This is a genomic window from Cylindrospermum sp. FACHB-282, assembly GCF_014697195.1.
Taxonomy (GTDB): Bacteria; Cyanobacteriota; Cyanobacteriia; order Cyanobacteriales; family Nostocaceae; genus Cylindrospermum.
On the sequence record NZ_JACJRJ010000015.1, the window covers coordinates 64,595 to 77,089 of the forward strand.

Annotated in this window: 9 protein-coding genes; 5 read left to right on the top strand and 4 right to left on the bottom strand. The window is 43.0% G+C overall.

From position 1 onward, the window contains the following. Positions 1–79: 79 nt before the first annotated feature. The 4 genes from H6G32_RS10190 (at position 80) to H6G32_RS10205 (ending at position 5,173) form a co-directional block, all read left to right on the top strand. Positions 80–991, top strand: coding sequence for an ADP-ribosylglycohydrolase family protein (locus H6G32_RS10190; protein ID WP_190457736.1), 912 nt, complete (start codon positions 80–82; stop codon positions 989–991). Between the two features lie 129 nt (positions 992–1,120). Beyond that, entirely contained in the window at positions 1,121–3,733 is a 2,613-nt protein-coding gene (locus tag H6G32_RS10195; protein ID WP_190457737.1) for an HD family phosphohydrolase, read from the top strand. A 251-nt stretch (positions 3,734–3,984) separates the two neighbouring features. After that, positions 3,985–4,422, top strand: a complete 438-nt coding sequence (locus H6G32_RS10200; RefSeq protein ID WP_190457739.1) for a glycosyltransferase — start codon at positions 3,985–3,987, stop codon at positions 4,420–4,422. A gap of 178 nt (positions 4,423–4,600) precedes the next feature. Beyond that, entirely contained in the window at positions 4,601–5,173 is a 573-nt protein-coding gene (locus H6G32_RS10205; protein ID WP_190457740.1) for a Uma2 family endonuclease, read from the top strand. A 76-nt stretch (positions 5,174–5,249) separates the two neighbouring features. Here the strand turns inward: H6G32_RS10205 and H6G32_RS10210 are convergent, their stop codons facing one another. From H6G32_RS10210 to H6G32_RS10220, 3 genes are all read right to left on the bottom strand, one after another. Continuing rightward, entirely contained in the window at positions 5,250–6,485 is a 1,236-nt protein-coding gene (locus H6G32_RS10210; protein WP_190457742.1) for a DUF445 domain-containing protein, read from the bottom strand. 685 nt (positions 6,486–7,170) lie between these two features. Next, a complete protein-coding gene (gene ubiE, locus H6G32_RS10215; RefSeq protein WP_190457744.1) occupies positions 7,171–7,863 on the bottom strand; it encodes a bifunctional demethylmenaquinone methyltransferase/2-methoxy-6-polyprenyl-1,4-benzoquinol methylase UbiE in 693 nt (230 codons plus the stop codon). A gap of 29 nt (positions 7,864–7,892) precedes the next feature. Further along, a complete protein-coding gene (locus H6G32_RS10220; RefSeq protein WP_190457746.1) occupies positions 7,893–8,849 on the bottom strand; it encodes a response regulator in 957 nt (318 codons plus the stop codon). 728 nt (positions 8,850–9,577) lie between these two features. Here H6G32_RS10220 and H6G32_RS10225 point away from each other — a divergent pair. Further along, positions 9,578–10,666: a RuBisCO accumulation factor 1 gene (locus H6G32_RS10225; RefSeq protein WP_190457748.1), complete on the top strand. Its 1,089-nt coding sequence runs from the start codon at positions 9,578–9,580 to the stop codon at positions 10,664–10,666. Positions 10,667–10,756: 90 nt separating this feature from the next. Here H6G32_RS10225 and H6G32_RS10230 read toward each other — a convergent pair whose 3' ends face one another. Further along, positions 10,757–12,460: a glycosyltransferase family 39 protein gene (locus tag H6G32_RS10230; protein ID WP_190457825.1), complete on the bottom strand. Its 1,704-nt coding sequence runs from the start codon at positions 12,458–12,460 to the stop codon at positions 10,757–10,759. Positions 12,461–12,495: the final 35 nt, after the last annotated feature.

Consider the following 12,495-nt stretch of genomic DNA (forward strand, 5'->3'; position numbering starts at 1 on the left):
TGGTTATGACTTTCAGTGATCAGCCAATTTTAGATTTTGGCTGAAATTCTTCAATCTAAAATCTAAAATCCTAAATTTTATGCGCTACTCTCTCGTAAGTCGGTTTAGAGGCACAATACTTGGAGCATTCCTAGGGGAAAGTTTAGCCAAGGTTGGTGAAAAACAGATCCCTTGTCCCTGTAGTATTGGCACAAGGGTGATTCTGAGTACTGAAAGTTTAATTAAATTTGGCTGTTTAGATTTAGATGATTGGTTAAAGCGTCAGCAACAAGCAACCCTTGATTTGCAAGTAACTGATGTCTCTTCGGCACAAATAATTTTCGCCACCTTACCAGTGGCACTTTTTTATCACGAAAATAAGATTAAACTACGGGAAAACTTGCTGCAAGCAGCGCCAATCTGGGAAAATGACCCATTGGTTAGGGATGCAACACTAGCAGTAGGATATGCTCTAGCTCAATCCCTCACCGAAAAACTTGACCAACTCCACCTCATCCCCCAGATAATTTCGTTTCTCGGAAACACATCAACTTCTATACCACAACAACTATTAATTGTCAATACTTTGTTAAATGAGAGGGCTGGCTTAGAAAGGGCCCAAGCCGAGTTAAGTCGGCAAGAAAAGCTGAGTAAGGTCATTGCGATCGCATTTTACTGTTTTCTGAGTACCTTAGAAGATTTCCGCCTGGCAGTTTTGCGGGCTACTCACAACGACGATTCACAAGCCACAGGTGCAATAACTGGCGCTTTATCAGGGGCATATAACAGCACAGTAGGCATTCCCGCAAATTGGCAGATATGGCTATCGCCTACAAATTCTTCCCAATATCAGAAACTGAGCAGCTTTTACCAGATGGTAGAATTAGCTGATGCACTCGCGGCTGTATGGTCAGGGGTGTATAATCTTGGCAAACAAGAAGGATCTACCACATCTTTTGATTCCGCAACCATTTCTGTGTTTGCAGCCCCTCGCGTCATCCGCTCACGTTAAGGCTATTTTCAATTTTCAACAATCGGATTAATCCAGGCAGCAGCTACTAAAACTAGTAATTTTTTATACTCAATTTTTCGGTTAATCCTTTTAACCAGATATCAAGGTAAGCAACTACAGCCAGAGGTAATGAAAACTCAGCAACTTTTGCAGTCCTTGACCCAACAATTAAGGCAATTGCGGCGATGGTACAAAGTTCTATGGCGTAAAGGTAAGTTGCTTGGGAATAGTACTAGCAGTAAAAGCTCCAGGCGGAAAAATCCATTGGCTGTCCTCAAGAATATACTTCTGTATTTATCAACAAATAGTCACACAGGCGGACAGCGAAAACCAAAGCAACCATCCAGATCGGCTAACCCTAACAGTGGCATTAATGCAATTGTTTTCGGCTGGATCCATGAACAGCGTTCCTCAGTAATTTTAGTATTCGCCGTAGTATCTCTCACAGGGGTTATCGGGCATAAATCATATAATCAACCCCAGTTAAAAGTGGGGACTTTTGCGCCACAGACGGTTATAGCACCCTATACAGCTAGTATAGAAGACCACAAAGAAACAACAACCCAGCGCAAAGCCGTTAGCCAAAGTTCCATCCCCGTGCTGATGGTTGATGGGGAAATAAATGAACAAATCAGCCAAAAGTTGCAACGACTTCTGGATGATGGTAATGAAATTCGGGCCGCTGCTGGGCCTTTTCCTTTTTTTGACACTTTAGCTTTGTCCATCTCTAGCCAGCGTTATCTCCGCCCTTGTTCTCACTCAGAATGGCAAGAGATGCAAGTAGCTTTAGAAAATAGTAGAAAGCAAAAGTTAGGCTTTTCACTCCCAAAGCTGAAGAATCAAGAATCACAGGAGAATTTTTCCCAATCAGCACGGACTATGCCCCGCTACGCTAACAGTACTCAGAACAATCCCTTAACTCAAATAGTGGCGGAACTAGAAGCTTACCGGAACACGACTTCAGAACAAAGCTTGTCTTCAGTAATTGCCCAAATTTCTCAAGCCCGGAAACGATACTCCCAAGCCATCGCCAAACTTATTCAGCTGGATACTGTCAGCCCAGAAACAGTTTATGAGTCAACTGTGTTCCTGGATTTATCAGATGAGGACTGGGGAAAAACAAAAACGGGAATCCACCAGAGTTTAGAGCGAATTCTTACCCAAGGCATCTCCTACGGACTACCGCCGAATATTTTACATGATGCCGTGAGCCTACAGGTGCAGATGCTTGTACCCAGTGACGCCGAACCCTTGGCAGTCAAACTGTTGTTGGCTGTACTCAAGCCAAATTTGAAGCAAGATGAAGAGCAAACAAAACAACGGGCGCAACAGGCAGCTGCCGGGGTGCCAGCCGTAATCATCAAGGTGCGCCAAGGAGAGATAATTGTCAAAAAGGGTGAGAAAATTACATTCTGGAACTTTGCGGTGTTGGAGCATTATCACCTGATTCGCCGGGAGGTGAATTGGCTGGGGTTGCTAGGGTTGGCAGCCTTGATTACTTCAGCAATTGGTATTTTTGTTTGGGTAGAACGACGAATTAACTGTCATTGGCGACAGCGCGATCGCCTGTTGGTATTGCTGCTGACTGTGAGTACCCCTGGGCTGTTAGCGATGGGTGTGCCATACACTACCTGGAGCGCCTTGGGCTTGTTGTTGGGTAGCTTCTACGGACCTACTTTGAGTTTGACAGTGGTGATGCTGCTGTTGCTGATATTACCCTTTAGTCTGGAAATCGGGAAGATTTGGCTTTTGGCTGGTGCCGCTGGAGGCATCTTGAGCAGTTGTGTAGCCCAAAGGCTGCGATCGCGTGAGGAATTAGCGCTATTGGGTGTTGCTATTGCCTTAACTCAAGGCGGTATTTATCTGCTTTTGAAGATGTTGATCGGTGAGGCATTTGGTTCAGCTTGGTATCTCGTCCTTCAAGAAGCGGTGTTCTTTGCCTTATCCGGTTTAGCTTGGAGTATTGTGGCTTTGGGCTTGAGTCCTTATCTGGAAAAACTTTTTGATTTAGTCACGCCGATCCGATTAGCAGAATTGGCGAACCCCAATCGCGCCTTGTTAAAACGACTCGCTACTGAAACTCCGGGCACCTTTCAACATACCCTGTTTGTCGCTACTCTGGCTGAAGCTGCTGCCAAACAACTGGGATGTAATGTCGAACTGGTAAGGGCTGGGACACTATACCACGATATTGGTAAAATGCATGACCCCCAAGGCTTTATTGAAAATCAAATGGGGGGGCCGAATAAACATGAGACGGAGATTAATGACCCTTGGAAAAGTGCGGCAATTATCAAAAAGCACGTCACTGAAGGGTTGGTGATGGCACGTAAACACAGTTTACCAAAGGCGATTCAAGCTTTTATTCCCGAACATCAGGGAACGATGGCGATCGCCTATTTTTATCACCAAGCACAGCAAATGGCTAAGGAAGACCCCAGTTTAAAAGTAGACAAGGCAGATTTTAGCTACGATGGCCCAATTCCCCAGTCGCGAGAAACAGGCATTGTCATGTTGGCTGATTCCTGTGAGGCAGCTTTGCGATCGCTCAAAGACGCCAGCAGTGAACAAGCTTTAACAATGCTGAACAATATTCTCCGGGCCCGATGGCAAGATGGACAGCTGCTAGATTCTGGACTGACAAGGGACGAAATGTCAAAAATTGCTCAAATATTCGTAGATGTTTGGCAGCAATTTCATCACAAACGCATTGCTTATCCCAAGTTAACCGCTAGTAAGTAATAGGAAATTCAAAATTTAAAATTATCTATTTCACATTCGCTCACGAACATTATCTTAAGTGACCTTTTTTGAATTCAAAATGCAAAATAGAGCCTACGGCTCCCGTAAGGGATACAAAATTCTGTTAGTCAGAATAAAAACAATAAAGTGGTAAGCCAGTTATTCATATCACCCAAGGCACTGTATCAACCCAGGCAGATGACTTAATTCTCCCCACAATTCAAGCACTGGCTGATGAAAACGTCTTAGTTGTGGCAACTACAGGTGGTAAACCAGTTGATAGTTTGAAACTCGATTCAATACCAAAAAATGTCAGGTTAGAACCTTTTATTCCTCATTACCATCTGTTACCTTATGTAGATGTCATGGTGACTAACGGTGGATACAACGGTGTACAAATTGCCCTAGCAAATGGTGTACCGATGGTTGCAGCAGGTCAAACTGAAGAGAAACCAGAAATCTGTACCCGCATTGAGTGGGCAGGTGTGGGAATTAATTTGCAAACCAATACACCAACACCAACACAAATAAAAAAAGCCGTGAAAAGAATTCTCGCCTCACCTGAATATCGACATCGGGCGGAACTGCTGAAAGCCAAAATTAACAGTTATAATGCACCTACTCAAGCTGCTATTCTGCTAGAAAAATTAGCAGCAACTAAACAGCCTATTTTGAGAACTAATTCTTGAAAAAATAACGCGGCTAACTTGAATCGAATTTAGCTTTACTTGATTAATAACAGATTTTAAAGAACATAAAATAAACGACTTTTAACTAAATCTGGAGGAAGAATGAAACCAAATTCTATTTACTGATAATTGACGACTATAAATGTTAGACTAAATTTAGGAAGATTAAGAGGTTAATATGACTGCTCTAATCCTCAACCTCCACCCCAGCATTGAGTTAACAGATGAACAATTTCTACAACTCTGTCAGCACAATCGAGATTTGCGCCTAGAACGGACGGCTGAGGGAGAATTAATTATTATGCCACCAACGGGATGGGAAACTGGAAATCGGAATAGCCGACTAACGCAGCGCTTAGGTAATTGGACAGATGCTGATGGTACAGGCTTGGCTTTTGACTCTTCTACAGGTTTTAAACTCCCCAATGGTGCAGATCGTTCTCCTGATGCCTCTTGGGTGAAACGAGACAGATTAGTAGCCCTCAATCCAGATCCAGCCAAATTTCTGCCCATAGCTCCCGATTTTGTGGCCGAATTACGCTCCGCTACAGATAATTTGGAAAAACTGCAACGCAAAATGCAGGAATATATTGACAACGGTGTACGTTTAGGTTGGCTAATTGATCCTCAAAACCAACGGGTAGAAATTTATCGCCCACAGCAAGAAGTTGAGATATTGCAATCGCCTACTAGTTTATCAGGAGAAGAGGTACTGCCTGGATTTATGCTAGATTTGGCGCAAATTTTGTAAACATTCTATTATGTTCACGAATATGAAGCAGAGCCTCAATAAAGATTGTTTTTAGGGGGAATCTGAAGAACCAAAATTATAATTGGTTCAACAGTAAAAATGCTGTTTGGAACAACCCAACAACAAAACCCAAAACACCGCCTAAAGTCACAATTGCCTGCAATTCATTTTTGACAATTCCCTCAATTGCCGCTTCTAAATCAGCAGGTGAAGTTGATTTCACCCGATCAACAATCACTTGATCTATCGACAAAATCGGAATCACCTGAGCCACAATTACTTCTAAATCTCTTTCCAAATAGCGCTCTAAAATTAGAGCTAACTCTTGACTGACGACTTCTAAGGAAGAACTGACAACAGGTGAAGTACTAAGACGATCTAAAAGCAAGACAGAAATATTTTCCCAGTCAACGGAGTCGGTTAATCCTTGTAACACATCGCTGCCACTGCTTTGTAAGTAATGGCGGACGCTTTCCCTGGTGGTTTTTCGCAGTTGGCGTACTGTCCCCATTGGCAAGTTTTGTAAAGATAAATTTTGCAGGATTTTCTTGAGGCGATCGCGCATTTGCAAATCTTGACTCAATTCTTGCAAGCGTTTGTTCGTAGCCTCTTTTTCATCTAAGCAAAATGTTCGTAGTCGCGTCAGCGTATTGCGTAAGCCAAATAAATTTGCCACTACCCAGTAAGTACCGCTGGTTTTTTCCCGAAAGCTTTCATCAATAATTTGAATTGTGCGATCAGTCAAAAAATCAACTACTGCCTGTCGCAGTATATCCGGTGGTAGCACTACCTCCAACGACCAATCTGCCAGCCGCGTGGCTTGTTCTTCACTCAGTTGAAATTCCAGCAATACCAGGTCAAAAATTTGATTGATCTGCACTTCCAAAAAATCTTCCCGTCGCGCCAAAACCTTGAGGAGTCGTGGCAAAGATTCTCCTAACAAATCACGCAAAATTCCCGCCACAATTTTGGCGCTTTTCTGGTTTTTATCAACTTGAATTTGTTCGATAGCCAGCCGTAATAACCAGAGAATTGCTCCTTGGACTCGTTCGGTTTCCAAAAGACGCCGCGCCAGTTTTTGCAATTCTTCTGGCGTCAACAGTGACCCCATAATTGTATCGGAGATATTCTTCGCTAGACGTTCCTGGTTGCGGGGAATCAATCCAGGGGTAAACGGTACTCTTCGTCCGAAAATATAAAATGCCCTGTAGGGACGAAATAACATTTTTATGGCTATATCGTTTGTGAAATAGCCAATTATTCCACCCAGAACAGGGGCCGATACATAAAGCCAAAGATGAGACCAATCCACAGGATTTTGGATTTTGGATTAGGATTTGGGGATAAGCGTTTGGAAAAAAGGTAATTGGGAAATAAGGTAATTGGAAAAAACCATTAGCCATTACCTATTAGCCAATGTGACATACTCCTACACTTTATGCTTGCATAAAGTGTAGGCTTCTCAGAGACTCCCGGTATCCCGTCGGACATTAACTGAGCTTTATTTTAATTCCACGAGATGCCCCTCCGCAGAATTGAACAAGTACAAAATATGTTCAACCTATGTACTGTCAGAGTTTTACCTACCCACAGAAAGCAAACATAAGTATCTGTTACTGGGTAGAACCCCATACTCTGAGTTTTCAAGGTACAGAGTGCAGGAAGCCGTTAGCTATTAATTTGATTAAACCTGCACTACTTAAGCATATCATGGTTACGGTGAATCGTCGTAAATATGTCTAGAATAAACAGAGTTGAAACAAGGCTTAATGATAGAGAGTTGGCACTTTTGAAGGAGTTTGCACAAAGCTTGGATATACCGATGTCTGAAGCGCTAAGAACCCTAGTTCAAAGCTTGGCGATTCGTCGCCCACCCCACTCCCTCAGCGAGTGATAGTCGCTATTGATCGGGGGTGGGACTTCTTACCGCCCAAAAATTCATCTCATCACTCCCCTATGGGGGTGAGTGAGAGGCTTCTTTTTGTTTTAGCTAAAATCTAAAATTTGCTGACCACTAGCACTCCCATCATACCGTTAGCGATAGGATAGTGAGTTACAGATGCAAAACCAACTTGACGCGCTAACTCTATTTGCTCTCCTCCGATGGGAAAACGGTCTAAGCTGGGACTGATATAAGCATATTCTTCCTTGACGCCTAAATTAGTTGCTAGTGGGACGACGAAATGGTTCAAATACCACTGCTGAAAGGCGCGAAATTGCTCATTACTGGGTCGATGAAAGTCTAAAATCGCAGCTTTGGCATTAGGTTTGAGGACACGGTATAACTCTTGAAGACTGCGAGGAATATCTTTAACATTTCTTAAACCATAGCCCATTGTGGCGGCGTCAAATTGGTTGTCGCCAAAGGGTAAATTTAACACGTCGGCTTCTACCCAAGTAATAGGTCTTTGGGGGTATTGCCAATGTGAGCGTTCTTTGGCAGTTTCTAGGAGGTTTGGGGAAAAGTCAACTCCATATACCTGTCCTGTTGAGCCGACACGCCGTCCCAAACGGAGGGCTAAGTCTCCACTACCGCAGCACAAGTCTAGGCAAGTATCTCCTGGTTGGGGGTTGCTCCATTTTACTGCCATTTCTTTCCATATTCGGTGTTGTCCCAGACTCAACCAATCGTTTAACTGGTCATACACTGGAGCAATACGGTTAAAAATAGCGCGAATTTCGTTAGTCATTGATCATTAGTCAATGGTAGGACAAATAACTACACAGTGGGTTGATGGTTACGACTACTAGTAAGGGCGATCGCTACTAGTTCTGCTGATAAATGAATCAGCTTGATTTCGTCTTCTCGCAAAGTGCAGGGTTGTTTCCACTGTAGTGACAACACCCCCAAAATTTCCGAACGGTAGCTAATAGGGATAATTAGATGTGCTTGCACACCATTATTACTATAATGATTAATACCATCTAATTTAGAATCTTTAGGTATATTCAAGGATATTTGGATTTTCTCAGTGGCGATCGCATCTTGGGTCAGGGGGTCTTGTGCTAGCCAATTTTCTATTGTCCCCGTTTCGCTGTAAGTTCCTTGAGTCGCAACCAGGGCATTGCCCTCTATGAGTTGTAAAATACAGCCATCCGCCGCAAAAGTTTCACTAAAAGCCTTAGCAATGGGTGCTAGAGTCTCTTCTAAACTAGAAGCTGCTTGGGTTAAATCCACCAAAACATTCAGCAGTTCCATTTGGGCATGGGCCCGGCGCAATTCTTCTGTCCGTTGCTTAAGCAAGTCGTAGGTTTCTGCGGCTCTTTGCACTACAGCCTTCAGTTCCCCAGGATCCCAAGGCTTGGTAATGTATTTGTAGACTTGCCCAGCGTTAATTGCCTCTACCAAGTCTTCAATATCAGTAAACCCGGTGAGAATTATCCTTACCGTATCGGGAAACTGCGGTACAGTCTTGCTCAGAAACTCTGTACCTTTCATTTCCGGCATCCGTTGATCGGAGATAATAACTGCCACTTCTCCTTCTGCTGCCAATACTTCTAGAGCGTTGATGCCGCTATCAGCTTTTAAAACCTGAAAGTCCCGCCGAAAGGTGCGATAAAGCAGATCAAGATTATCTGGCTCATCGTCTACTACAAGGATTTTGAGTTTTTTCGGTCGTTCGAGAGTCATTAACGGACGGGGGGCTTTATTAAATTCGAGATTGGGATTATTCATAAGATAACTGCTGGAAATTTTCACCGTTTTGTTATATTACATACCAAGCTTAGTTAAGAATAGCCTTCTAGATGAAAAATAGGGCGGATTTCACCCATCTAAAAGTGAATATCACAGCAGAAAAAGCTGCCTGCCCAAATTCCGAACCCAAGAAAATTGATGCCATCCCCACCAAATGAATTGGCAAAAGCCAGAAGACACAAGGCACAAGGGAAGCCCCATGAATAAATTGTAGAGCTTTCAAACAAGAACGCCTTTTTTAAAAGGGCTTTGCGCGAGAAAAAATCCTTTTACCATTTTTGTAAATAAATTTAGGGACTTTAAACCCTGTGGCAGAGTCCAAAAATATATTGCCTATTGCCCTCTGCCTTTTTTTGGTAACTGGGCGTAAATCAATAAATATTCACACTCCTTACGGAAAACTTGTGTATAGCTTGTATTGGGGACAACTTTTAACTGACTAATGACTACTGACGACTAGGGTTTAGTTTGAGATTCCTTTATTGCTACCGTCTGATAAATAATTTGTGCGGTATTCCCTACCTTAGTTTACGATGGTGACTGCTAAGAGTTGTTGATAACTCCAGATTTTAGCTGGCAGTCGAGTAATTTTGTGCGGGCACTTATTAAGATTAAAATAAGTTAAAGCTCTTACTCCAGAATTGTTAACGACGTTTTTATTGCCAGGGCTGTGTAGCCACTGGGTTTCCAAACATCTGAGAAATTTTATGACTGATCTACCACCCAACACCCAAAATCACGAAGATCCTACTAATAATGATTTAGCACAAGAGTTGCTGATCAAGTTGAGGCAGAAGCAAGGTAACTGGGTGGAATGGGGAGTAGCGATCGCCTATCTGCAAAAAGCTGGTTACAATGGCCAAGAAATTTTTGAAGCTACTGGATTTGAGCCACTGCTACAAAATCAGTTGACTGTTGGCTCCCAAGTTTATAGCTCTTTAGAAAAGTTTGGCGCCTCAGAGGCAGCGCGATCGCACTACAGCACACGCGGCAGCGAGGTATTATATGAACTACGTTTGCTCGCCCAAGAAGACCGGGCCGCAGCGGCTGAACTGACCTTTGTCCATAAACTCGGCATTGAAGAGGTGCGAGATGTAGCCAAAGGAATTAAAGATTACTCTTATTTCTCCATCTTGCCAGAAGGGTTTTCTGCCCATCCAGGAGATGCGATCGCTTATCAAGCTTGGAAATTAGCACGCCAATACTCAGATTTTCAAGAGCGATCGCGCCTGATCGCCAAAGGTTTGCGCTTTGCTCACACCCAAACAGCTAGACAAAAAATCGAAGAACTACTCCTTGATTTTACCGTCACACCCAAGCGTCCAGCCCCAACCTTACCCTTTTACCGCCTAGAGTCGGAAGAAGAATTACCCCGCATCTTACCTTTGGTTGGTGAGTTGCCATTAACACCACAAGATTTAAAAGCTGTACCAATAATTACTGAAATTGAACCATTTCGCATTGTCAAATTTAGCGGCGAACAAGCTTGGGTACCGTTACCAGGTTGGCAAGTGCTGTTGGGTGCCGAAGATCCAGTAGTAATTATTGCCAATAGCGATATCTTCCCGTTGCAGTCACAAAACAAGCCAACCCCAGTCCTCGTAGTTATAGATCGGGCACAACGAGAATGGGATGAATCCAGCTACTTTGTAGTTGACAAAGCAGGTGAATTAGATTTTAAGTGGTTTGAAACTGCCCCAGAAGTTCCCCTGCTAGGGAAAATTATTGTGATTGTCCGTCCTAAGAAAATCCTTGATGAAAACTTGACTAAGGATGTTTGGCAAATTGACGAATAACTGGGTAATGGGTAATGGGTAATGGGTAATTGGTAATGGGTAATGGGTAATGGGTAATGGGTAATTTTTTTTCCCAATTCCCAATATTAGTTACAGAACATTGGCGCAGCGATAAAGCTGATAGGGAACACCAATGCGATGGTGCTGTGTGGGGTCTATAGTGCAGCTAGTTTGCCTAGCAAGTGCTAATTGGGGGGGATAGTCCCGCCGTCTCATTCCTGGCCCCACAAACCACAAATTTAACTGAGATATTCCTGGTGTGGACTGTGGAGAAAGCTTGCTGATCACAGCAAAAAAATCAGGAGATTCCTGTAAAAAAGCCAAACCATCGGCATTTATAGCGGAATTGTGCCGAACCGGATTTTTTAGATCATCATTTCTGATTTTCTCTACTGCCAAAGCAAAACTTAATCCCAATGCCACATCTTGATAACTTTTATATTTCACCACTAGCATTAGGGGTACTGCTGGTTCTATATTCATATTCTTGGCGACTTGTTCAGGCTGAAAGGGCTTTTGAAACGCCAAGTTAGAAACAACAAAAATAGAACTAATCATCCCAACCAGCAAAAAAATTAATATAGAATTTTGAATTTTGAATTTTGCATTTTGAATTTTCCCTAGACTGGCTGCTAGTAGAGCGCAAAAACTGGGATAGTAAACAAAGTTATAGCGGGGAACGACAGTAATATCTTTGCCAAATAAATAGGCAATAGCAAAAAATTGTAACAAAACGAAAATAGTAAAACTTAAAAGCGTTAGTGTGGCTGAATGAGTGGTATTTTGTGACCACAGCAGCTTTAAACCTGAGAATACTTGCCTACCCAGCCAAATAGCAAATATCACCATTAACAAGCCACAAATCACGGCAATTGGTAGGGGCTGATTTTCTACAGGGAGAGCAATTACCATTAGCACCCAGTTAATTAGAGTTTGATATAGAGGTGCAACGATGGTGGGAGATGGTAACCAACTGGTTTCTGAACGGTTAACATGACTCAATGTCACCAACAACCAGGGAAGGAAGCTAATGACAACGCCACTGGTAGAGAGGATTAGTACTAGCCAGATTTGGCGAAGCTGTTTTATTTTTGCCCTACCCCAATACATCAGCAGAAGTAGTGTAGCGATTTCGGCAATAAAAGCGAGAGCAAAAAAGTAGTGAACATAAAGACCGATACTATTAATAATTGCCCATAACAGCCAAACCCAAAACCTGATTCGAGAATGCTCGAAGATATCTCGCTGAATTTGCATCAGCAAGAATAATGCTAAAGTGATGATTAGCATAGGTTGGGTGTAGTGTCTTGATTCTTGGGAAAGATAAACGGCAAAGGGGGAAACTGCCATGATCAACGCGGCGATGATTCCAGATTTTGGGGAAAAAGCAATCCGATTGACACCATAAATTGCGGCGATCGCCAATACACCAAATAAAGCCGGGAGCGATCGCAATTTTGCCATCCACTCTGTCCCCAAAGGACTCATCCACCCTAACCAACTGTACATTCCACAAAAAAACAGCGGCGGATGGGTAGACTGAGTAGCAATGTTTGCGGCAATTTGCTCACAACTCACCCCAGGCTGAAAAGTAAAAATTTCCTGCACGCGGTTCAGAGGAAAGACTACATCCAAAGGCAAATCATGGTAATTTTTACCCAAGCTGAAAATGGCAGTAATCACCTCATCCATCCACAGAGGTTTTAAGCCTAGATGCCAAAAACGCAAGATAGCACCAAGGGCAATCACCCCAACCAAACCCAGATAATGTAGAGAAAGTCGGCGATTTGTCATTATTGAGTTATTAGCCATCTATTAATTTGTAATTG